A 23,655-nucleotide genomic window follows, 5' to 3' on the forward strand; every position below is an offset into this window, starting at 1 on the left:
CCGTCTATTTTAAAACTTTTTCAGCAATCATATTTGTACGTATGCTTGCTTTTATTGTTGCGCATTCCTGACCGGTACTTTCTCCATGCGGTGTTATCGTGTAAGTATCAATATTCGCCGGTACTATGAATGTTTCTGCATAATGGATAATATAAGGTTCAAAGCTGTTGTCAGGGCTTTCTACAATAACTTCTCTGCCTTCTATAAGATTAATGACGTTAACTACGCCTCTGGTATGGTGAACTACCTTTTTAGTAAACCAATGCCTCCTGGTTTCGATGAAAGATAGAGCATCCAATCCTGTACGTTCTTCCCGCCATCCGTCACCGTCAGAAACAGATTCTGTAAGGTTTAGTATATTCTCTTTTGTCCACGATGTTGTACGATCCCATTGTATTACGTTTTTACCATGTTCCAAAGATATTGGACGCGGTTTGCCATCAAGTCCCATGCGGCCCCAATCCCATAGCTTGAATGTGAAAATGTAGGGGGTGGCACTAATTTCTAAAACAACGGTGTTTGCTCCCGAACAATGTACTGTCCCTGCAGGTATGGATACATGATCGTGTTTATGAACATCCCATTTCTGTACATATTTTTCTGCATCAAAAATTATATTGTCGTTTTGTGCAGCTTCCAGATCTTTCATCATCTCATCGGGATTAATATTTTCTTTTAATCCAAGGTACACAAAAGAATCTTCTCCGGCATCTAGTATATAATAGCTTTCATCTTGTGTATAAGACATGCCAAATTTTTCTTTGATATACTCTTTTAGGGGGTGTACCTGTAGGCTGAGGTTACCTCCTTCCATAGTGTCCAGAAAGTCGAAACGGATAGGGAATTCATCACCAAATCCTTTGTATACTTGTTTTCCTAATAAAGCTTCCGATTGGAAAAATACCAGATTTACAGATGGTATTTCCACTATCTGATCACCGAACCCTAACAAGAGACTATTTTCTTCCGGAACACAATCGAATCCCCATGCATAGTTAGGCAGACTTCTGTCCAGATCACAAACTTCTTTCAGCCATTGTCCTCCCCATGGACCGGGGTCAAAAAACGGAACGACTCTGAATGGACGTTTTATGGTTTCCTGCATAGCATCGTATAAAGCATTGGTACTTATCATTTTTGGCTGATGAGGTTTGGTTGTGTCCAGAAAGAGTTGGCAGTTGCTTAATATTCGTTTTTTATAACGGTCGCATACGCGCCAGTCTACAAAATATGCATGCTTATATTTATAGGCGAAAGAGTCGGTATAATTAGTTTTGCCCAGGTTACAGACAGTATCTTTACGGTAGCGTAATTGTATTTCCCATCGTGGCATGTCTGCATAAATGCAAAGATCTGCCTGTCGTGCTATTAACGTAGCTCCGGGGCCGGTAACGATTATAAGATTATTGGTAGCGGCTATACGATTACGAAGGCTGTTTACTTTAGAAATATCAAAATAATTTTCCAGCTCCAGTGATGTTAAATTACCAAATACAGGGTCGTCTGTTACAAAGGCTTGTACCAGTGCAGAAATTTCGCTTTCCGGTTTCATTGCCTCTATGGTATTTATGATTAATTCCGGCTTTAGTAATTCTTGTAATGAAACGTTAATCTCCTCGGTATATACACCGGAATAACATTCAATAGCTATTACCTTAGGTGCGCGTGTCTCAATTTCCTCTGCAATGTTTTCCCATCCGCTTATACAGTTGTGATTTTGTATTTCGATGACAGGGAATTTATTAAAATTTGATTTCATTTGTATTCTTTTATTTATCCATTATTTACCACATGGGCGATGCCTAGTAACGCTGCAGTTGCCGGGAATTTCCCTTCCCTGATGTCAACTTTTCCCCAAGGAGTCCACGCATGAGTTTCAACCTGTTTTCTGATATAGGGAATGATGTAATTGCTGCTTGCCATAATCCCGCCAGTAAGCACCAGTATTTCCGGATCGTAAGCATGGATGAGATTGATGGCAGAAGCTGACCATGCCTGTAGGCTCTGGTCTCGCAGATGTATAGCAGTTGCATCTCCTTCTCCGGCCAATCTGAAGATGAGCTCGTAATCAATTACCGGAAAATCTGCCAGCCTGCTTTTTGTGAAACCCTTTTCTGATTTTGCAATGTTGGTAATATTCCAGGTAGAAGCTTCTGTTTCTACACATCCCTTATTTCCGCAGTTACACATCCTGCCTTTATAATTGATAACAAAATGTCCGCCCATTATACCTGCGGTGAAGTGTTTGCCTCTTAGTAATCGACCTTCTGTGACCGCTGCACTTCCTATTCCTGTACCTAGTGTCATCAGTATTACATTGTCAGCATCTTTTGCGTTTCCATATTTCCATTCTCCGAGAAGAGCGGAGCGGGCATCGTTTTCTATAAAAAAAGGAATTCCGAATGTTAGTAAGCACCATTCTTCCAAATTTATACCCGGTGCATCACTGAATTTTTTATCCACAGATAGTATCCTTTTTCTATGGTTATCAACAATTCCTGGTGAAGAAATACCAAGCCCAGATACTCTTGTAATGGGAGTTTCTGTTCTTTCCAATAGCTTATCCACAATTTCTTTTATAAGGGGCAGTCTTGGTCTCAGACCTTCTCCTGAATAAGAATCTATAGAAGCTGATGCCAGAATAGTATCTTGATGAACAATTCCAATTTTTATTTTGGTGCCACCCATGTCTATGGCAATAACTGGTTTTGACATTTTTTTTAGTTTTTATTTACGGAATAATGCTGTTTTTTATCCACAAAAGGGGCTGTTTCCACATGCTTATCCACAATATTTGGTGAATAAAAAATAAGCTCCGATCTACTTATACCGAGGATTTTCTGATGCTGGCTCAGTTTATCCACAATTTCTACTGTATGAGAATTCCAAACTGGATATTTTCTACCGGATATCATGTTCAGATAAGAAACTGGGACTATATTTTTGTCTGAAATTCTCTTTTTGGTTTTTGCCATTTTCTTTACCTCTGAAAGTTGCTAATTTTGATATAAGCCATAGCTCTTATTTATACAGCGGAACTTTATATTTTTATCCACAAAAAGAGTTCTTTTTACATGCTTATCCACAGCATTTGGTTAATAAATATTCTTGAATTATCCCTTTGTTATGGAGGTTTTTATATTTCTTAACAGTTTATCCACAATTTGCTTTGTATGGTATGATCATATATAAAATTATAAGGTATCGGATAAGTAAATTAGTCTTATGCTACTATATACCTGTACAATTTCGATCTCTTTTATTCACACATTGATAGCTTTAATAAGTTTTGATATTATTTCTGATTGTATATAATGCTGTCTGGAATATTTTATTTATGGAATTACCTTTATTTCAATCACATCCATGCTATTTAGACTAACTGAATCGTTTATAAATATTTCTTTTCCTGTTTTATTATAAATCAGCTTAGAAGGTTTTAACCTTTCCCATGTAAATGTGGTTGTCTGCTCTTTTTCATCCGGATTATAAAGTCTTATAATAAAGCTTTGATCGTTCTGAGGAGTTATACTAGTCACCACAATTTTATCATTCTTCATGTGGAAAAGACTTCCTTTGATATCTGCTTTTTCGATTACAGGAATGGCAATAAGAGGTTGAGTAAACGCGGCTGCATACTTTTCATTCTCCACGGAATTAAAAGTATCGTGAGGACGGAGTGCGTAGCGGTAATGTACGGGGCCTTCCTGATCTGCTTTGTAGTTGGTATGCCAGTAATTGTTCATCGCATAGCTAAACCAGTTAGTAGTTCCGAGAGTGCCTTTATCTTTCCATTTCTTATGACTATTATCGATAAGCATTCTTTCATCTATCATTTCTGCAGCTTCCGTTAGCGGTGTTTCTATCATCATCCACTGGATTCCTTTCTGCCCGGAAGAAGCATCTACCCAACGGCGGCTATACCAATAATCCATATTAGATCCTGGTAGTTGATCGGTAAGGTATTTCATAATGCCATAACCGGCATCGGCTGTAATATTTTTGAAACCAGAATTGAACGGAAAACCGAAATGAACAGACTCTTTAGTTCGGACAGGTTTTTTGTCTATAATATTCTCTAATAATGCTTCATCACTATCTTTATATAGAGTGATAATTCTTTCCAGTTTGTTAGCTCCGGGAGCATCTGCGGTTAATAAAACCTTTACCATTACAGGCCCGTTTTCCAATATTTTTGTCTGTACTTCAGTGTTTGATTTGGCTTCATTGGGATCGGATCCCGGTACATACCAGTAACTGTTCAGTCCCTGATTTTTAAAACTTCCTGCATAATTAGTGGTACCATTATCTGTAAAATGGGTAATGCTTCCGGTTTTATTATCCCAGGTCAGTGTTATTTTTCCGTTTGATACACTATTGTTGGTAACTACAAACGGTGTGGTTGCTAATGTTTTATTTTTAATAATAGTATAAACTGCGGAACCTAATGCCGGAATATTCTTAGCCATAAATACCATTGTACCATTTTCCAGTTTTTGTAGTGGTATTTTGTTGCCTGCTGCATCTTGGACACTATTGCCTTCTGCTGTCGCAGGAATAGTTGCAACTCCGTTACGTGTCCAGGACGAAGTATTGAAAACCTCAATCTTTTTAGATCCCGGATTAGTCAGAGGTTGTAATAAATCTTTTTCCAATTGATTGGCAAGAGAGTTTCCGTCAAGTGAAAATTGTCTTTTTACCTTCCATTGATCGGTAACAAATGGTAGGTCAGGAGCTGTAATGCTATTGAAAGCTCCCCATGTGTGTTCATGAAAAAGAATTACATTCCTCCACGCATCATAAAAATGCTGACTGTTGTACAGGCGGGGATTTAGCATAGAATAAAGAGTGGTTAGCTGCTGTAGTTTCAGTCCGCTGTTTCTGTTTATTCCTTCTTCTTTAGCTGTGGACATTGCACCATCTTCCCAATGTGGACTGATATCGCCTTTTACAACCGGAAGCTGGTCACCATATTTTTTTTCAAATACTTCAAACATTTTCTCATTAGTGCTCAGTACAATTTTTGGTGAAGTATATTTTTTATTCCATTCATCTACAAACTTTGATATTGATGGATCAATAGGTCCGTTGTCTGATACAATATTGTAGCGCCATTGTACGATATCATATGGGTAATTGGTTCGGGTAAGATCATCAAGGTATTCTGCAATTTTTTTCTGGCCAGTTTCGAATACCGCTCCGGGATGAATGCCATGCCATGATGAGTAACCTCTTCCTGCAGTCCAGAATAATATTTTTTCTTTTCCGGAAGGAGATAGCCACCATACGGGTTTATCTCCCCAGTTTTTTACAAAATTTCCAACACGGTCACCCAGGTAAGGATTAGTTTTCCCTAAATAATTGGGACCACTGGAGAAATATTTTACACCTGAAGTGGTTAACGCAGGAACTAGAGACCATGCAAACCCCGGAACGTCAGACATCATTGCACTGTTGATCTTAAGGCCATACTCCTTCTCCAGCTTCTGTGCGTATTCGGTATAGTGAAATAGCTCTTCCGGCTGGCTAAGTCCTGTCAGTATATTACCATACATAACAGAAAGTCCGATTCCTCCATCTTTTACAGCTTTTACAAAAGCCTTTTTATCTTCGGGTGTAGCCTTTTGCATAAAATTCTCTACATCCCATAGCGCTTCTACATTCCATTTAAAACGAGCCTCTTCAGGAAGATTTCGGGTTTCATCAATCATCCTCAGAGCATCGTAAATATTTTTGGTATGAATCTTTTCCACTTCTGCCTGTAAATGAGAGTATCCTACATCAGTATGAGAATGATGAATGAAATATAAAGTACGTGGAACAATAGTACCTGCCTGTATAGTTTTGCGCAGAAGTTCTTTTTTTCCTGAGGTTACGGTTAGTTGTACATTGCCTCCGGTTTGTGAAAGCGTTACCGGAATGTCAAATGTTTTAATACCATCTGGCATTGTAAAAGAAAAACTCTCCTTGTTGTCGATTTTTGCAGTGATTTTCTCTTCCGGACCGAAATGCAGTGTAGTGAGATTAATTAGCCGTTTACCGTCTTTCAGGATGAAAGGAGTTGCGCTGGCATCCATTTTTTCCTGGAACGTAAATTTATAAGTCATGAACCAATCCCTGCTGTTTTGTGCCTGTCCTACCAGTTTTAATCGAAGGGGCTTTCCGGGGGTTACTTTATTTATAGGAACTCTTAGATAGGCAATGCCGTATGAGTCTTTCAGTCCGTCCATTTTTGTCTGGTTAAAAACAAAAGCAGTACTGTCTGCAGCTTTGGAAATCCATGTCGGATGCTGGTTGGCAGGGTAGGTGCTAAGAGTTAGTGCTTTTTGATCGTTTATATACAAATCAAAATTACGGACACCACCACTGCTGCCTGAAGAATGTGATACCAGCCAGTTGAAATATATATACGGGCCTGAATTTTTTTGAGGGACTTTGGCGGTCTCCCATTCTATTGTTTTGGCTCCGTCCGTTGTTCTGGTGAGCAATGCACGGGTTGCGTGATCCGGAAATGCAGAAAAATAATCAATATTCTCACCGCTTATTTCATTTTCATATCCGTTTATAGCATTTATATTGCCAAAATACGGAACCTTTTTTTGGGCATAAATAAAATTGCCTGCCATACAGAAGGACATTAGCAAAAGAAAATACCTGTAATACATGAGCTTCATTTTTTATGGTTATATGTTAGAATGTTTGAACATATTAAAAGCTAAAAAAATAAAATCAACTTTCCACAGACTTATTTATATCTATGGTATAGGTGAATTTGTCAGAACGGTAATAGCCTACATTATATTCTACAGGCTTTCCGTTTATATCATAAACAAAACGTTCTCTTTTTAATAAAGGAAAAGTAGCAGGCACTTTTAGCTTTTTCCCTATTACAGCACCAGCATGGCAGGCACTTATGTTTTCGCGTGAGCGGTCTACTATAACTCCGAAATGATCTTGAAGCATGCTGTATAATGGCATATCAAAATCATCATTTTTATTGACTCCGATTCTTGGATGAAAATAACTTTCGAAGTAAACAATAGGGTCTCCCGAGTTTTCTCCTTTTAGTTTGGAGAGCTTGAATATTTTTTTATCTGGCGTAATGCTGAAGAAATTGCAGATTTCTTCATTTGGCTGTATTTCTTCGGTCTTTAATAACTGATTGATAACATTGATTCCCTTCTCCTGCATTTCTCTGGTAAAACTATACCAATGGTCTAGTCCGGTTACAAGGCTTTTCTTTTCCGCAACACGTGTACCTACTCCTTTTTTACGTATAATGAGGCCTTCGTGCTCCAGTTTGTTTGTTGCCTGGCGGATGGTATTACGAGATACCCCCCAAAGGTTAGCTAGATCTACTTCTTTTGGTAACAAAGCCCCCTTTTTATAAACTTCCATTTTGATTAGTTTGCGAAAAAGTTCTTCTACCTGTACATGTAGAGGCAGTTTGCTGTTGTGATCAATTGTAAAGTTTTTAGCTAGTATGTTCATACATATGAGAAAGTACGAAGATAGAAAATATTTTTATATTAATACTTCATATACTGAGAATAATTGATAGTTTATTAAATAAAATAAAAAAGGGTGCAAAGCACCCTTTCAGTATTTTTGAGGTTATTTATGATTAACGACACTGTTTTCTGGCATTTTGCTCAGCTAATACACAATTAGCGGCAGATCCCTTTACGATAAGATCGGGATTGTTGTCACAACGATATTCTACGAAACATATAACTTCATTCCAAGTAGAAAAAATGACCTCTCCTCCAAATACATTTTTTAATTGTTCTCTGTTTAATTGCTTTTCAGGAGTTAAATTTACCTGATTTAATTTGATTTTTTTCATGATATAAAGATTTAAAAGATGGCAGTTTTTGTAGGGGCCATCTTGGGTTATTTTGTAATTCGACTACAATTTATGTATTATTTTTTAAATCACTACAAAGTGAGCGATTTTTATAATTTATTCTGAATAAAATGATGCTATACCTATTGATTGTTTGTATTTGTTAGATTATATATGATATTATTGATGTCTAATGTCTCTTTTAAATCACTGTAATTGACTTTGGGCAGATCAATTTCTAATTGTGTAATAAAAACTTTGTAGTTCTTATTTTTAACAGCTTGCCATAACCTTTTTTGGGATTGTTTTTTTAGGTTACTATCAGGCTGAAGATTGTTTTGCGTATATTTTATAAAATGGTATAATTGATCTGGTAGCTGATCACTAATGATCTTATTATTTATATAATTGGATAGATAACTAAATTTCAGCAATATCTTACAACTATTTTCTATCTGTTTTTGGGTAAGTTCTTTTTGAGAAATATAATAGCCAATAAGTGTATTAAGCTTTTCTACCATCAGATTAATACATTCTTGATGAAGGAATTTTCTGAACTGTTGTTCATTGAAATTTTTATTACGGTGTCTTATAATATGATAATCAATAAAGCCCAATAAAGTATTTACATCCGTATTTTGTTCTGATAATTCCTGTAGTGTCAATTTGTAAATCTGATCGTCAAAGTCTTCCAGAATATCATCAGAGTCAATATCGATTAATCTTTCCTGATGAAGAAATGCTACGAGCCATCCGAAACCTGTAATACCAGTATCGAAGCTATAGTCTGTTGATGTCGTAATCTCCTCTGAAACTATATTTAGGAGTTTTAGTCCTTCATCTCTGTTTTTCTTTTCCGGTGATAGAAACAAAATAAGTGCATCTCCGGATAAACCATTAATTAATCCTGTTTTCATGATAATTCAAATACGGTGTTTGTTATTTCCAAAACTTTTTTATCTGTTGAATCACAGTTAGGATATTTTATATTTATAGTAACTGGAAGGTCTAAAATTTGAAATTTTCCTTTGTTCTGACTTAATATTTCTGCATCTTGAACTTTATTAAAAACTTCACTTATTAATAAATCTACGTGGTATATATGATGAAGCTGTATTTCTGTGAACTGATTTTCTCCAATGAGTTTGTCAATTTTTTGTAATAATTCCGGAGGGATAATCAAGTTTTGAGGTATCGTTAGTACAGGCTTACAAAATGTTGCTATGTCAGCTGAAAAAAAATACTTTTCAACATATTTTTTCTGAATTTCTGTTTGTTCATCAGGTGAAAGAACTATATTTTCTAAAATTATTCTTTTTGTGTCCAGTTCTTCTTTTCTTCTTTTTATTAACTCAACAATAGGATAGCTACAATTTGATGGAGGGATTGAATCTATATTATCATCATACCAAGGAGTATGGTGAACGTAATCTCTTTTATAAAAATAATTTTCTTTGTCCGTATGTAAACCTGCATAGTGAAGAATTGCTTTATTGCTCCATTCTTTGATGTCATCTGTTGGCCATGAAAAATTTAATTCCTGAAGAATTTTAATTTCTCTGTCTAAATATATAAGATTCCAGAGAAGTGACCACATATCCGAGCACCAGGCTTGAATTTTTTTTTGCTGGTAATCCGGATTAATAATTGATTTCTGAAGTTCTTCTGTATTGTAGTCGGATAGTATTGTATATATAGTTTCAGAATCTGAATAAACTTTTCTCCAGAAATGGGAATCTACATTCTTTAGTATGTACTGTGCTCCACCAGCATTCTCATCAATATTTGTTACGTCTTGCACACTGATTCCTACAGTTGAAGTAATTTTCTTAAATACCTTTTCGTCTGTATGGGATAGAATATAAACACTGTCAAGATATGAACGAGTGTCTGAAACATAATTAATATGGTCGTTTAATTCCTGATTAATAGATGGTATCCTGCTGAAGAGGATATCAGAGTCATGATAAAATATCGTTTCATTTCGGATATCAGGATTTTCTATCCAATGCTTTTCAAGTAAGTGGGGGCGTATAGAAGATTCGTATTTTGGGTTATTTCGGGTGTCCGGATATACAAAGAAATGAGCGAAATCTTTATTTTCTTTTATAAAGATCTTAGAATTTTCTTTTAATTCGGTCAGAGGGTTATAGCCAATGATAACATGAATATCGTCTTTTTTTATTCCCAGAGACTGAAAGTTTCTTAATTGTATTTCCAATTGCCAGAGAAAATAAATCTGATCGGGCTGTGCAGAAATATAAATCATCAGGCTAGATTAGAAATATGATACTACATTATAAGCTAAGGCAAATACTTTTTTATTTAAAAGTGATGTGGTGTGATTCATGGTTTTTAGTTTTTCATTATAAAAATAAGAAAATATCTTTAGCCATGAATAGAATAGATAATGGAAAATATGAGAATAAAAAAAGCTCTCAACATTTGTTGAGAGCTTTGGTAGCCCGTAGGGGAATCGAACCCCTCTTACCAGAATGAAAATCTGAGGTCCTAACCGATAGACGAACGGGCCTTAAATTTTATATTAAGCTAACTTATTAACGTGCTTAGTTAGTTTACTTTTCAAGTTAGCTGCCTTATTCTTGTGAATAATGTTCTTTTTTACTAACTTATCTAGTAAAGAGATTACTTTTGGCAATTGCTCAGTAGCAGAAGCCTTTTCAGTCTCACTTCTTAACACTTTAACCGCAGTTCTAGCTGTCTTGTGATAATATCTGTTTCTTAATCTCCTAACGTTGTTTTGTCTAATTCTTTTAAGAGCTGATTTATGATTTGCCATAACTTTTTAAAACTTTTGCAAAGATATAAAAATCTTTTTAATTACCAAAATAATTTTTACAAAAAACTTGTAGCCTATAGGGGAATCGAACCCCTGTTGCAAGAATGAAAATCTTGAGTCCTAACCACTAGACGAATAGGCCATTTGATTTTTGTGAGTGCAAATATAGAACGTTTTTTTGATACTGCAAAATAATTTTTCAATTATTCTGTAACTTTTTCAATAATTGTGTTCTTAATGCCTTTCTCTTCTAGTGTTTTTTGGAGCTTAATAGCCGCTTCCAGGGTGTTTACCTTGCCAAAAGTATAGTAGAATGTACCATCTCTTTTGTCACGCTTAATGTCTTTAAGAGTCTGAAGTATATAGGAAGAACTATTGAGTTTCTCCTTAGAAACTGTAACTTCTATAGTGTAATAGCCTTTTGCGATAACAGCATTGGGAACAAAACCAATGGCAACGGCGTTCATAAAGCCAGCGTCTTTAGCTGTTTTTATATTTCCGTCTTTTACAGATGCCAGATTCGTAGTGGCATAATAATATTTATAAAATACCCCTTCTTTTACCGGAAGTATATAGTTGAGTCCTCTCAGGGCAGGGTCATTTTCGTTGTACCTGTTCTGGGTTGTCATTAAGAGTATTCTGAAGTCATTTTTCAGAGGAGTCTCTACTTTTACAGGTTTAGCTTCTTCTACGCTTACAGAGCCTCTGTTTCGTTCAACGGCTTTCTTGTAATTGATGATTGCTTCATAAATAGATTCTGCTATTTCCTGCTGTCCTTTTTCAGAAATCAGGTATTGTGCTTCCTCGTAATTGTTCACAAAGCCTGTTTCTACAAGAATGGAAGGCATGGCATTAAGTCGTAAAACGTGTAGGTTGGCTTGTTTTACTCCACGGGAAAGTCTTTTATCTTTTTTCTCAAAATTTTCTTCCACCATACTACCGATAAGCAAACTGCTTTCCAAATACTTGCTTTGCTGAAGTTTCAGGGCAATAAGTGATTCCGGAGAGTTTGGATCATATGAGGCGAAGTTCTGTCGGTCTTCTTTGTCCAGATAAATTACCGAGTTTTCTCGCTTGGCAACCTCCAGATTTGTGCTATTCTGGTTGGGTCCTTGTATATAAGTCTCAGTGCCATATGCGGAACCATTGTTAGTTCCCGTTGCATTACAGTGGATGGAAACAAATAAATCGGCTTTGCTCCTGTTGGCTAGATTCGTTCTTTCTGTTAGTGAAGGAAGTACATCCGACGTCCTGGTAAAAATAACCTTTATGTCTTTATTCTTCTCGAGAAGCTTACCTAATTTTAGCCCAACGGCTAAAACGACATGATCCTCTCTTACTTCACCCAGATCAGAATAAGTTCTGGCCGAGCCATTCTTACTTCCGTGTCCGGGATCTATAACAAGTGTAAATTTTTTTTGAGCCGAAAGGCTGATAAAAAGGACGCCTGCAAGCAGGAATAAATATTTTTTAAGATTAAATAAGGGGTTATTCATCTTCATTTTTTAAATTTTGCTAATTTTGACCCGAATAATTATAGAATAGATTTGGGTTCAAACGGTTTCAAAAATACCTTACATATTTTAATTTTCCTAATTTTTAACAGTTTTTTAGCACAGAATACTAAGCAAACTGTTAAGGGAAAAAAGGTTGTATCAGACACTATAGCGGTAAAAACGGATAGTATAAAGTCAGATTCTCTGCTTAAAACAGAGAAGATTGCTGACGTAGTAAAAACCAAAGCAGATAACAATAAGAGTGATGTCCCTAAAAAGATGACAATCCTGAATAAAAATGCTACGGTAGTATATCAGGATACTCAGATTGATGCTGATTATATCTCTATAGACTGGGACAAGAATCAGATTTTTGCAAGAGGAAAACTTAATGATAAAGGAAAGATTGTTTCTCCGGTAATTACTACTCAGGGAGGAAAAAAATATGAAACCGAAAGTCTTAATTACAACTATAAAACCAATAAGGCAATAGCTTATAATACTCGTACTGAGGAGAGTGAGGGGGCTATTGTTGCGAGTAAGACTAAGAAAGCGAATGACTCGATATATTATCTGAGGCAGGGGAAATATACAACGGATGAATATTTCCTGAAGAAAAAGGATTCCATGTCCGATTATTATCTGTTGGCACCTAAAATCAAGATGATAAAAGGAAAGGAGAGTTCACGGGTTATTACCGGGCCTATCCAGATGTATATTGAAAATGTACCAACGCCTTTAGTGCTTCCGTTTGCAATTCTTCCGTTTTCCGAAAAAAGGAGTGCCGGCATTCTGATTCCTAGTTTTGGTGAAAGAGAAGATGTAGGATTCTTTCTGAATGGATTAGGTTATTATCAGCCAATAGGCGAGCACTTTGACCTTAAAATTCTTAGTGATATTTATACTAAAGGAAGCTGGAACTTGCGACCTGAAATAGGTTATAAGAAAAATTACCGCTATACCGGTAACTTTATAGCAGAATTCGGATCACGTATCGTAGGGATTAAAGGACTTGATGGATATTCACAAAGTAGTACATACAGAATCGGATGGAGGCATTCCCAGGATACAAAGGCTAATCCGTATTTTAACTTTTCTGCATCAGTAGATATTGTAAGTACCAAGTTCTATAACAATACCCTTAATAATAATTATATCTTCCAGGGTAATGCACTTAATACACAACAAAGTTCTTCTATTTCCTTTACCAAAAGGTTTCTGAATCTACCAGTTACGATTAACGGAACGGCATCTTATTCTCAGAACTTTGCAACAGGTTTGGTTGATCTTCGTTTGCCTCAATTAACGGTAAATGTTAACCAGTTTTATCTGTTTAAACCGAAAACCGGAGTAAGAACAGGTCTGCTGGAGAATATTAATGTGAATACAAATTTGTCATTTACTAACTACGTAAACGCTAAGCAGGATGAGTTGTTCACTAAATCGATGTTTGACAAAATGCAAACAGGATTGCAGAATACAATAGGGTTGACAACCAATACACCATTATTCAAATACTTTACGTTTTCACTTAGTGCTAATGTAAATAACGTTATGACAACCAAGACACTGGACAGAAATTATAATCCTGTTACCGATAAAATTGATAATAATTATAAAAAGAATATATCCGGATTCAGTACGTTTACAACTTCAGCAAGTTTGCAGACGGTACTGTACGGGATGCTGAAATTTAATAAAAATTCCAAGGTTCAGGCAATAAGACACATGGTGACACCGAGTATCAGCTTTAATTATGCACCGGACTTCAGTTCTCAGTCATGGGGATATTATAATGAATATTATGACAGAACAGGTATGCTGGTGCCTTATTCTATTTTTGAAGGGGGTATTTATGGATCTCCCGGAACAGGATTAACACAGTCTGTAGGCTTTAATATTAATAACAGCCTGGAGATGAAAGTTAAGTCTAAAAAAGACTCTACGGGAGTTGAAAAAGTGAAAATCTTTGAAAACCTGAACATTTCCGGGAACTATAATTTTGCAGCTCCAAAGTATAAATGGTCAATGATTAGTATCAACACACAGTCTTCATTCTTTAAGAATAAGCTGAATGTAAATATGTCTATGATGTTGGATCCTTATAAAACTGAATTTTTACCAGGCATAGAGCAGGGAATAAGAACTGAAAAGTTTGGGGCATTTAGTATTGCTAATTTCAATGCGCAATTGTCATTACCTTTATCTGAAGCTATTCTGGGGGAAAGTAAAGATCCTGCGAAAGAATACAAGACCAAAGGGGAAATACGTTACGAAAATTATTATTTCGACGACAACTACTATGCAAGGTTCAAGCAGCCATGGACGTTAAATGTGAATGCACAATATAGTTATAATAAAGGATTAACCCGTACCGGAACAAAGACTTTCTCAGTAGGATTGGATGGAAGTATAAAACTTACGCCTTACTGGAACATCAATGGTAGCACTTATTATGACGTTGTTACAGGACAGTTAGCTTATACTCGTATAGGGTTTTCCAGAGATCAGCGAAGCTTTACAATTAACTTCAACTGGGTTCCTACCGGAGGACCGTATAAGGTTTATGACTTCTTTATCGGGATTAAAGCAAATATCCTGAGAGACGCAGTGAAGTATAAATCAAGGAGTTTCCCTAATACAACAAGTTCGTTCTAATTTTATATATTTGACGAAAAATAATCATGAAAGAAATTATTTCTACAGACAATGCGCCGGCGGCAATCGGACCTTATTCGCAAGCGAATATGATCAATGGTGTTTTGTATATTTCGGGACAGATTCCAATGGATCCTGCAACAGGGAAAATACTTGATGGTATCGAAAAAGAAACGCATCAGGTAATGAAAAATCTGCAGGCGATTCTTGATGCTGCAGGATTAACATTCAGAGATGTTGTAAAGTCTACTATCTTTCTTAAGAATATGGATGATTTTGCTGTGATGAATGATATTTATGCATCTTACCTTGATTCTTCTTGCTATCCGGCAAGAGAAACGGTTCAGGTTTCATGTCTTCCTAAGAATGTGAATGTAGAAATTTCTATGATTGCACATAAGGGTTAATAGAACGTGAATTTTTTAAGAAATACATTTGGTGTTATTCTGGGGTTGTTTGTTGCGGCCCTGATTATTACTCTTGGGGTTCGGCTGAATCCTGCCTGGATTACCTATGAGCAATTTGCACCTTTTAAAAGATGGGAATACCTTCTTTATAGTGTCAGAAATAAGGATTATTTCTTCGTTGCATTATTAGTGTCTTCGGGTATAGGAGCGATGATAGGCGGAGTGGTAACAGCACTTGTAGTAAAGTATGCTAAAGTTGCATATGCTATTCTTATTGGCTTTATATTGCTATTTATTGCTATGCTGGATGTTATTATATTCCCGTTTCATCCTACGTTTTATAAAATTTCTATTTTTCTTATATTTTTCCCGTTTTCATGGATTGGTGGCAAAATTGTTGAAATTGCCACAAATCGTTTTCAAAAAATGAAAAAAAAATAATTTTATTTTTCTTATTGTAGTAAATATATAATTTGAATTTTGCTTTGCAAAAGTAAAATTATTTAAAAATTAACATAAATTAAGAGCGTATACTTTGATATACGCTTTTTTTTTATATTTTTGAAACAGTTAAAAAATAATAACCTGTAATCTATGAAGACTCAAATCAAAAATTTTGGGAAGGCTGGTGTGTGCTTTTTTCTGATGTCCGGAATGGTACATGCTCAGACTACAAAAAAAGATTCCCTGAATGAAAAAAAGATCGAGGAAGTTGTTGTCGTTGGGTACAAAAAACAACGTAAAGAAACGCTTACATCTTCTGTAGCAACTGTAAATTCTGAACAACTTCAGGATGTAACCAGTGCAAACTTCCAAACAATGCTTCAAGGTAAGATGCCCGGAGTTGTGGCAGCTGTATCTAGTGGGCAGCCTGGCTCGAAACCAACTATGCGTATTCGTGGTATAGCGAGTATATCAGCTAATAATGACCCATTATATGTGGTGGATGGTGTAATAGTCCATGGAAATGCTGATATAGCTCCAGATCAGATTGAAGATGTTACTGTATTAAAAGATGCTGCGGCTACAGCATTATATGGATCCAGAGGAGCTGCTGGTGTTATTGTTATAACAACAAAAGCTGGGAAAGGTAACTCTATTAATGTAAGGATGAATAATTCATTCAATTTCTTTAATATGGGACCTTTGAAAGTTATGAATTCTCAACAGCTCAAAGATCATTTTATGGAATATTTGGATAATAATCCAAATTTGAAACTTTTTGGGGCAGATGGAGTTCTGTCTCAGCAGTATGGGAAAACTCTTAACAGCTGGGATGATATTAAAAATGATTTTAATTGGAAAGACCTTGCAACCCAGGTAGGTGTTGTTCATAACTATGATGTTAGCTTTAATAAGTCATCTGAGGGAAGCAAAACTTATCTAAATGCAGGCTATTATAATGAAGAAGGTACGATTAAAGGTTATAAATTAGAAAGATTAACCGTAAGATTGAACCATGAAACACAACTTTATAAATGGTTGAAGGTTAGTCCAAAGTTATACTTTATGTATGATAAAACTTTTGATCAACAATATAGCTTGTTTGATGGGTTTTATAAACTGCCATGGGATTCTCCATATAACCCGGATGGATCTTTGTATTATGTTACATCTAGTAATAATGCATCATGGTTTAGTAGGGATAGAGGGAATTACCTGATTGACCGAAATAAGTATTACAGCAAAGCTAATACTTTTAACGCCCAAGGAAACTTGGATTTCGAAGTAAAACTTCTTAAAAATTTGAAATTTATTTCTACCAACTCTTTAACTTATTATAATTATGATGGTTTTTCATACAATGATCCATCTATGTTATCAGAGGTTACAACAGGAGGAAGAATGAGCCAGTCTAATGCTATCAGATGGACGAGTTATACAAACCAAATGTTGCGTTATGAAAATACATGGAATGATAAACACAGATTAAATGCTTTAGTGGCGTATGAATATCAGGATTACATGTATAAAGCTAATGGCGCTAGAGTTAAGAATATTATAGTAGGTTCTGAGGTTTTATCTAATTCGGCAGAGGCAGATGGAGTACCTACTGGACAGAGAAATGAATACGCTTTTCAATCATACTTATCTAATGCCGAGTACTCTTATGATGATAAATATCTATTACAGGGATCTGTAAGGGTAGATCAATCGTCTCGTTTTACTTCACAAAATAAAACCGGGGTTTTCTGGGCTGTAAGTACAGGTTGGAATGTTGCAAATGAAAGATTTTTCCAATCTCTAAAATCTACAGTTAATAAGTGGAAAGTAAGAGGTAGTTACGGAGCACAAGGAAATGCTCCGACTAATTATTATGCTACTTATAATAAAAGTACATCAGTGCCTTATAATGGAAATATAGGTTTATATCCAACTCAGGCTGGTAATAATAACCTAAAATGGGAGACTATTTATCAGTTAGATTTAGGAACAGATATCTCATTCCTGAATAATAGAATTAATGTTGTATTTGACTGGTATAATAAAGATACTAAAGACTTAATTACATCTCTTCAATTACCTTGGATTACAGGATTTAATAGTAAAACAGTAAATATTGGTACTATTAGAAACAGAGGTGTGGAATTGGCAATTGATGCTGATATTATAAGAAACAGTAATGTTCGTTGGAATGTAGGCTTCAATATTGCGAAGAATAAAGCTACTTATGTAGATCTTTATAACGGAAGTTATAAAAGTGGAATGTACAGAGTTGCTGTTGGAGAAAAAATGTATACTTATGAACTTAGAGAATGGGCGGGGGTTGATGCTTCTAATGGGAACCCATTATGGAATGCTTACTATGACTCTGCAGGAAAGAGAATTGCAAATTTAACGGATTATATGAATGCTAATCCTGGAGCAAGTGTAACTAGTAAAACGACGAATAATTATGATCAGGCAACTTATGTTCATCTTAAAGATAAGTCTCGTTTGCCAGATTTTACAGGTGGTTTTAATACTTCAGTAAGTTACAAAGGCTTTACTTTAGCTGCAAGTGCTTATTTCTCTGTTGGTGGCTATTTGTATAATGGACAACGTTCAAGCTTCTTAGATGCAGATGGTACTTATCCATATTATAATGTAATGGTGCCAGATAAAGATTGGATAAGATGGAGTCCTAAGAATACACCTGAGCAGAATGCTAAAGCAACACACCCTTCTCTTATTTATGAAGATACAAGAAAAGGACGTTATGAATCTACAAGGTACTTAGAAAAAGGAGATTTCCTTAAGATAAGAAGTATCAGTCTTTCATACGATGTGCCTAAAAGTTTTATTCCAGGTAATACATTTAAAAGTGCAAGAATATCTGTGAATGCTGAAAATATGTTTATGATTACTGGATATTCTGGGCAAACTCCTGAAATGGACTTCTTAGGAAGTAATTCCGGTGGAGATGGATTTGCTTATACAGGCTATCCTGCCCCAAGAACTATAACCGTGGGATTAAATGTATCATTCTAATTAATTGAAAAAATGAAAAAAATAATATTATCATCAATCGCCCTTATTGGTTTAATAGGGTGTAATATAGATAGAGCTCCTTATGATGGTGGAATAACGGATCAGGTTGTAACGAGCGAAACAGGATTAAAACAATTGCTTAATGGTATTTATGCTAAAGTAAGAGGAGGAGATGTTATTAATCAGAAAGGTAGCGATTACGGGATAAGTATGAACTACTATAGAAATGGTACTTATGGAGCCGATGAAGTGAATCTGAGTGGAACTACAACAGACCCTCTAATGGGGTATTATAGCTTAGTCAGAGATGCTTCTAATGCAAGAATGGTTGTTGCGTGGAATGATGGGTTCAGTGCTATAAATGCAATAAATAGTATTTTCAAAAATCTGAATGAAGGAAGATCAGAAGCTTTAGACCATATGTTGGGGGAGGCTTATTACCTGAGAGCATTTATTAATTTTAATATGTTACTTCATTATTCTAAACCTTATAATCAGGGACGAGGGAATTTAGGTATCCCATTGAAGTATACAACCGATGAAAGTGATCGTCCAAATAGGGCTACTGTAGGCGAGTCGTATGACGCAGTTGTAAAAGATTTATTGAGTGCAGAACGTTTAATGACAGGTGATAGCAAAAATAATATAAAGGCAACTCAGGCTGCGGCACAAGCACTTTTAGCAAGAGTTTATCTTTATATGGATAATAATCCAAAAGCTTTGGAATATGCGGATAAAGTTATCAGTAGCGGTAAATATTCTTTAGTTTCTACTGCTGAATTACCAACTTATGCTCAAAAAGTACCGGAAAATAACTCCGAAACAATTTTTGCGGTTAGGTATGATACATCTTCAACCTATATTTATAATCCTGACTATATGCTAGGGTCTATGTATACGGTGATTAATAATGAAGGCTGGGGAGAAATGTATGCTGCAGATCCTTATATACAGTTATTGCAAAGGTTTCCTCAGGATGTTAGAAATAAATTTATACAGCAGGATTATAAATTAGATACACAAACGAAGAAAAAAGCTCCGGTAGTATATTGGACTGAATATGTTGCTAGCCGTTTTAGATATGAATATAAATTTTACCCAGCTAACGTAGACGCAAATGGTAATTATATTTCGTTTACAAAAGATGGTAATACCTATCCTATAAGTTCCGAAGACGTAAATTATGGAGGACCTACTTATACAAAGTATTTCACTACTATCAATGGTCAAAAACAATATCTGACTCGTGATTATGAAATGAATAATAGAGGAGGTTTCCCTAAATATTATATCAATAAACTTTCTTTACAGGAGGGTTACTCTCAACTGTATTCACCAGTAATTTCAAGATTGGCGGAGTTATATTTAATCAGAGCAGAAGTTAAAGCGAAATCGGGAGATATTACAGGGGCATTGAATGATGTTAATATAATCAGAAGAAGAGCAAATGCTCCGGAGTTTGCAAGTTTGCCTGCGGGAAAAACAGCTCTGGATGTTGTTTTGGATGAAAGATGGCTAGAGTTTGCTTTTGAATCACAGCGTAAATTCGATTTGATCAGAAATAATCGTGCAATTGATAGAAAATTCCCAGGAGTGCATCTTAACGAAACAAGGATGAAGCTAGGGAAAGAAATAATTCAACCAACAGATAATGACCTGCAATGTGATATTCCACAAAGTCAGATTAATCTACAACCAGGATTGCAACAGAATCCTCTATAAACAAAACCCCGGAAGCATTGCTTCCGGGGTTTTTATGTGTCAATTATTCTATTAATCCTTATTCAGATTAAGGCATTTTGAAACCTCTGCTGGTCATTCTGCCATTATCATCAAGATATTTTACATTCACCTGACCTTTATAGTTGTTCAGGATTTTCTCAACATCTTTTTTAGAATTTACAGGTTTACCATTGATCTCGGTGATAATGTTTCTTTCACCGATACCAATTGAAGCTAATAAACCACTGTCGGTAACATTTGTAACACCTACACCACTGTCTAAGCCAAAGTATACTTTGTCACGTTCAGTTAAAGGCTGGAAATCTGCCCCAAGCTTTTCAGCTACAGGTAAATCAGCTTTGCTGCGGAATTTAGTATTTCCATCCTGATCTTTTAAGGTTACAGATGTAGTATTTTCCTTACCATTTCTTTGGTAGCTTACTTTTACAACATCTCCAGGTCTTTTACTACCGATAGCAAGAGAAAGATCTGCAAAGTTTGTAATGTTTTGTCCGTCTATTTTAGTGATGATATCACCTTTCTTGATTCCCGCATCCAATGCACCGCTATTGTCAGCAACATTAATAACATACATACCAATTCCCGGTTTTATGTTCGTTTTGTATTGCTGGTTATATTGTCTGATAAGCATTTCGTCAGAAAGATCCAGATTGCTTACACCCAAGAAGCCTCTCTGTACAATACCAAACTTCTTAATATCTTCTACAACTTTTCTGGCAAGATTAGAAGGTACTGCGAATCCATAACCTTCATAGTAACCTGATGAAGATGAAATTGCAGAGTTAATACCAATTAAATCTCCGTTGATATTAATTAATGCACCACCACTATTTCCTCTGTTAATTACAGCATCAGTCTGGATGAATGATTCTATCGGAGTTTTACTTTGCTGGCTTAGTAAGTCTATACTTCTTCCTTTTGCAGAAATGATCCCGGCAGTAACAGTAGAGTTAAGACCTAAAGGATTACCAATAGCTAATACCCATTGCCCAACTTCTGCTAAATCTGAGTTAGCAAAATTTAGGTAAGGAAGGCCTTTGTCTTCAATTTTCAAAAGAGCAATATCTGTACTAGGGTCAGTTCCTATCAGGTTTGCGGTGTAGCTTTTCTTATTGCTTAGTACAACTTCCAGTTTGTTAGCATTGGCTACAACGTGGTTGTTGGTAATAATATAGCCATCCGGAGAAATAATAACTCCCGAACCAAGACCTGAAGGCATATCCTTTGGCGGTTGCTGCTGCTGAGGTTGCTGTTGTTTTCTGCCTCCGAACGGATCACCGAAAAAGAAGTCGAACAGATCCTGATCCATTCCACGGTTTCTTCCGGCATTGCTCTGGTAGTTCTTAATTGTGACAACGGCAGGAACTGCAGTTTTGGATGCTTTTACAAAGTCATCACCTAATGCCACTGCGTTCAGGCTGGCAAATTGCCCGTCTTTTCTTGAAGAATGGAAATAATTGAAATCTCCATTTGTATCATGATTACTGTCAAAGTAGTGAAGGGTGCCTACAGTAGTCGCTGCAGAAAGGACTCCTACTACAGCCAACGGCATAATTTTTTTGAAATCCATTTTATTATAGTACTTTTTTTATTTATTATTGAGTAATCAAATTTAAGGCAAATGTTGATGTATTTTTCTTAAAAGGGCTTACTTTAACTAAGTTTAACAAGTGTTTTGAAATTTTAATTGTTATGAATGTAATCTTAACGGGATATTATTAGATTATTGAAATATTTACTCAAATAATTATCCTTGTTTATAGGGGTGTTGAAAGTTGTAGTAGTATCGGATCAAATATATTCAATTGAAAAATCACTATATTTGCAAAAATATTTTCTCACTTAAAACGTTTATAGCATGCAACTGTATAACACATTAAGCGCAGAAGAAAGAGCTCAACTTATTGATGAAGCTGGTAAGGAACGCCTTACATTGTCTTTCTATGCGTATGCCAAAATTGAAGATCCCAAAAAATTTCGCGACGAATTATTTATAGCCTGGAATGCCCTAGATGCACTTGGCCGTATTTATGTGGCGACTGAAGGAATTAATGCTCAGATGAGTGTTCCTGCTGATCAATTTGAGGCTTTTCGTGATACGCTTGAAGTCTATGATTTTATGAAAGGTATTCGCTTGAATGTAGCGGTGGAGCAAGACAATCACTCTTTTTTAAAGTTGACGATAAAAGTCAGAAATAAAATTGTTGCGGATGGTTTAAACGATGATACTTTTGATGTTACTAATAAAGGTGTTCACCTAAAAGCTCAAGAGTTTAATGATATGCTTGATGACCCTAATACTATTGTTGTTGATTTTAGAAATCACTACGAAAGTGAAGTTGGGCATTTTGAAGGAGCGATTACTCCGGATGTGGAAAACTTTAGAGAAAGTTTACCAATTATCAACGATCAATTACAGGATTTTAAAGAAGATAAAAACCTGCTGATGTATTGTACAGGCGGAATCCGTTGTGAAAAAGCCAGTGCTTACTTCAAACATCAAGGTTTTAAAAACGTTTACCAATTGGAAGGCGGAATTATTGAATATACCCGTCAGATAAAGGAAGAAGGAATCAAAAGTAAATTTATTGGTAAAAACTTTGTATTTGACCACCGATTAGGAGAAAGAATTACGGATGATATCATTTCGCAATGTCACCAGTGTGGTAAACCTTGTGATAATCATACGAATTGTGCTAATGATGCTTGTCATCTATTGTTTATCCAATGTGATGATTGTAAAGCAGCAATGGAAAACTGTTGTTCTACAGAATGTCTGGAAACAATCCATTTACCTTTGGAAGAGCAGGTTGCACAAAGAAAAGGCTTACAGGTTGGAAATAAGGTTTTCAGAAAAGGGAAATCTGATGCTTTGAAATTTAAACATTCAGGTGATTTGTCAACACAGCCTTTAGCGCAAGCTACAGCAAAACCTGAAACGAAAGATATTCGTCAGAAAATAAAAGTTAAAAAGACTTTGATTGGAAAAGCTGAACATTATTATTCAAAATCAAAAATTGCACAGTTTTTAATTGAGAATAAAGAACTTTCGGTTGGAGATAAAGTATTGATTTCTGGACCAACAACAGGTGATCAGGAAATTACAATTACTCAGATCCATGTAAATGGAGGTCCTTGTGAAACTGCAAAAGTAGGAGATCAGATCACTTTTGAGCTTCCTTTCAGAGTTCGATTGTCGGACAAACTATACAAAATAGTTCAGGCTTAAACTTT

Annotated in this window: 17 protein-coding genes and 2 tRNA genes; 6 read left to right on the plus strand and 13 right to left on the minus strand. The window is 35.7% G+C overall.

Annotation, left to right across the window (positions count from 1 at the left end):
• Nucleotides 1–4 precede the first annotated feature (4 nt).
• From AYC65_RS19150 to AYC65_RS19205, 12 genes are all read right to left on the minus strand, one after another.
• The gene (locus AYC65_RS19150; RefSeq protein WP_078674613.1) at nt 5–1,759 is read right to left on the minus strand and encodes a class I mannose-6-phosphate isomerase; all 1,755 of its coding nucleotides are present in this window, start codon (nt 1,757–1,759) and stop codon (nt 5–7) included.
• Nucleotides 1,760–1,773: 14 nt separating this feature from the next.
• Nucleotides 1,774–2,715, minus strand: a complete 942-nt coding sequence (locus AYC65_RS19155; protein ID WP_034871638.1) for an ROK family protein — start codon at nt 2,713–2,715, stop codon at nt 1,774–1,776.
• A 5-nt stretch (nt 2,716–2,720) separates the two neighbouring features.
• Nucleotides 2,721–2,975, minus strand: a complete 255-nt coding sequence (locus tag AYC65_RS19160) for a hypothetical protein (protein ID WP_034871637.1) — start codon at nt 2,973–2,975, stop codon at nt 2,721–2,723.
• A 360-nt stretch (nt 2,976–3,335) separates the two neighbouring features.
• Nucleotides 3,336–6,626 (minus strand): glycoside hydrolase family 38 C-terminal domain-containing protein, encoded by a 3,291-nt coding sequence (locus AYC65_RS19165; protein WP_034871636.1) that lies wholly within the window; start codon nt 6,624–6,626, stop codon nt 3,336–3,338.
• A 103-nt stretch (nt 6,627–6,729) separates the two neighbouring features.
• A complete protein-coding gene (locus tag AYC65_RS19170; RefSeq protein ID WP_034871635.1) occupies nt 6,730–7,491 on the minus strand; it encodes a GntR family transcriptional regulator in 762 nt (253 codons plus the stop codon).
• A gap of 133 nt (nt 7,492–7,624) precedes the next feature.
• A complete protein-coding gene (locus AYC65_RS19175; RefSeq protein WP_034871634.1) occupies nt 7,625–7,846 on the minus strand; it encodes a hypothetical protein in 222 nt (73 codons plus the stop codon).
• Nucleotides 7,847–7,989: 143 nt separating this feature from the next.
• Entirely contained in the window at nt 7,990–8,763 is a 774-nt protein-coding gene (locus tag AYC65_RS19180; protein ID WP_034871633.1) for a hypothetical protein, read from the minus strand.
• On the minus strand, nt 8,760–10,115 hold the full coding sequence (locus tag AYC65_RS19185) for a hypothetical protein (RefSeq protein WP_034871632.1): 1,356 nt from the start codon (nt 10,113–10,115) through the stop codon (nt 8,760–8,762). The genes AYC65_RS19180 and AYC65_RS19185 overlap by 4 nt, the downstream gene beginning before the upstream one ends.
• Before the next feature lie 189 nt (nt 10,116–10,304).
• Nucleotides 10,305–10,379: transfer RNA gene (locus AYC65_RS19190), tRNA-Glu, on the minus strand.
• Nucleotides 10,380–10,391: 12 nt separating this feature from the next.
• The gene (rpsT, locus tag AYC65_RS19195) at nt 10,392–10,646 is read right to left on the minus strand and encodes a 30S ribosomal protein S20 (protein WP_021348600.1); all 255 of its coding nucleotides are present in this window, start codon (nt 10,644–10,646) and stop codon (nt 10,392–10,394) included.
• Between the two features lie 70 nt (nt 10,647–10,716).
• Nucleotides 10,717–10,788 (minus strand) — tRNA-Glu (locus AYC65_RS19200).
• Between the two features lie 61 nt (nt 10,789–10,849).
• Entirely contained in the window at nt 10,850–12,148 is a 1,299-nt protein-coding gene (locus AYC65_RS19205) for an N-acetylmuramoyl-L-alanine amidase family protein (protein ID WP_034871631.1), read from the minus strand.
• Nucleotides 12,149–12,193: 45 nt separating this feature from the next.
• Between AYC65_RS19205 and AYC65_RS19210 the strand changes: the two genes are divergently transcribed.
• The 5 genes from AYC65_RS19210 (at nt 12,194) to AYC65_RS19230 (ending at nt 20,400) form a co-directional block, all read left to right on the plus strand.
• Nucleotides 12,194–14,800: a putative LPS assembly protein LptD gene (locus tag AYC65_RS19210; protein WP_034871629.1), complete on the plus strand. Its 2,607-nt coding sequence runs from the start codon at nt 12,194–12,196 to the stop codon at nt 14,798–14,800.
• 26 nt (nt 14,801–14,826) lie between these two features.
• Nucleotides 14,827–15,207, plus strand: coding sequence for a RidA family protein (locus AYC65_RS19215; RefSeq protein WP_009087415.1), 381 nt, complete (start codon nt 14,827–14,829; stop codon nt 15,205–15,207).
• A 6-nt stretch (nt 15,208–15,213) separates the two neighbouring features.
• Nucleotides 15,214–15,648 (plus strand): hypothetical protein, encoded by a 435-nt coding sequence (locus tag AYC65_RS19220; RefSeq protein WP_009087412.1) that lies wholly within the window; start codon nt 15,214–15,216, stop codon nt 15,646–15,648.
• Nucleotides 15,649–15,801: 153 nt separating this feature from the next.
• On the plus strand, nt 15,802–18,678 hold the full coding sequence (locus AYC65_RS19225; protein ID WP_034871627.1) for a SusC/RagA family TonB-linked outer membrane protein: 2,877 nt from the start codon (nt 15,802–15,804) through the stop codon (nt 18,676–18,678).
• Nucleotides 18,679–18,690: 12 nt separating this feature from the next.
• Nucleotides 18,691–20,400: a RagB/SusD family nutrient uptake outer membrane protein gene (locus AYC65_RS19230; RefSeq protein WP_034871626.1), complete on the plus strand. Its 1,710-nt coding sequence runs from the start codon at nt 18,691–18,693 to the stop codon at nt 20,398–20,400.
• Nucleotides 20,401–20,467: 67 nt separating this feature from the next.
• Here the strand turns inward: AYC65_RS19230 and AYC65_RS19235 are convergent, their stop codons facing one another.
• Complete coding sequence (locus AYC65_RS19235; RefSeq protein ID WP_034871625.1) at nt 20,468–21,991, minus strand: trypsin-like peptidase domain-containing protein; 1,524 nt, start codon at nt 21,989–21,991, stop codon at nt 20,468–20,470.
• A 288-nt stretch (nt 21,992–22,279) separates the two neighbouring features.
• Between AYC65_RS19235 and trhO the strand changes: the two genes are divergently transcribed.
• Nucleotides 22,280–23,650 carry an oxygen-dependent tRNA uridine(34) hydroxylase TrhO gene (gene trhO / locus AYC65_RS19240; protein ID WP_034871624.1) on the plus strand — a complete coding sequence of 457 codons (1,371 nt, stop codon included), beginning with the start codon at nt 22,280–22,282 and terminating at the stop codon, nt 23,648–23,650.
• The last annotated feature ends 5 nt before the right edge of the window (nt 23,651–23,655 follow it).

The sequence above is a fragment of the Elizabethkingia bruuniana genome (assembly GCF_002024805.1).
GTDB lineage: Bacteria > Bacteroidota > Bacteroidia > Flavobacteriales > Weeksellaceae > Elizabethkingia > Elizabethkingia bruuniana.

Bases quoted from the DNA above. Each gene is read 5' to 3' on its own strand.
- rpsT (WP_021348600.1), bottom strand. From the start codon at position 10,646: ATGGCAAATCATAAATCAGCTCTTAAAAGAATTAGACAAAACAACGTT.
- trhO (WP_034871624.1), top strand. From the start codon at position 22,280: ATGCAACTGTATAACACATTAAGCGCAGAAGAAAGAGCTCAACTTATT.
- AYC65_RS19150 (WP_078674613.1), bottom strand. From the start codon at position 1,759: ATGAAATCAAATTTTAATAAATTCCCTGTCATCGAAATACAAAATCAC.
- AYC65_RS19155 (WP_034871638.1), bottom strand. From the start codon at position 2,715: ATGTCAAAACCAGTTATTGCCATAGACATGGGTGGCACCAAAATAAAA.
- AYC65_RS19165 (WP_034871636.1), bottom strand. From the start codon at position 6,626: ATGGCAGGCAATTTTATTTATGCCCAAAAAAAGGTTCCGTATTTTGGC.
- AYC65_RS19225 (WP_034871627.1), top strand. From the start codon at position 15,802: ATGAAGACTCAAATCAAAAATTTTGGGAAGGCTGGTGTGTGCTTTTTT.
- AYC65_RS19235 (WP_034871625.1), bottom strand. From the start codon at position 21,991: ATGGATTTCAAAAAAATTATGCCGTTGGCTGTAGTAGGAGTCCTTTCT.
- AYC65_RS19170 (WP_034871635.1), bottom strand. From the start codon at position 7,491: ATGAACATACTAGCTAAAAACTTTACAATTGATCACAACAGCAAACTG.
- AYC65_RS19185 (WP_034871632.1), bottom strand. From the start codon at position 10,115: ATGATTTATATTTCTGCACAGCCCGATCAGATTTATTTTCTCTGGCAA.
- AYC65_RS19180 (WP_034871633.1), bottom strand. From the start codon at position 8,763: ATGAAAACAGGATTAATTAATGGTTTATCCGGAGATGCACTTATTTTG.
- AYC65_RS19205 (WP_034871631.1), bottom strand. From the start codon at position 12,148: ATGAAGATGAATAACCCCTTATTTAATCTTAAAAAATATTTATTCCTG.
- AYC65_RS19230 (WP_034871626.1), top strand. From the start codon at position 18,691: ATGAAAAAAATAATATTATCATCAATCGCCCTTATTGGTTTAATAGGG.
- AYC65_RS19160 (WP_034871637.1), bottom strand. From the start codon at position 2,975: ATGGCAAAAACCAAAAAGAGAATTTCAGACAAAAATATAGTCCCAGTT.
- AYC65_RS19215 (WP_009087415.1), top strand. From the start codon at position 14,827: ATGAAAGAAATTATTTCTACAGACAATGCGCCGGCGGCAATCGGACCT.
- AYC65_RS19175 (WP_034871634.1), bottom strand. From the start codon at position 7,846: ATGAAAAAAATCAAATTAAATCAGGTAAATTTAACTCCTGAAAAGCAA.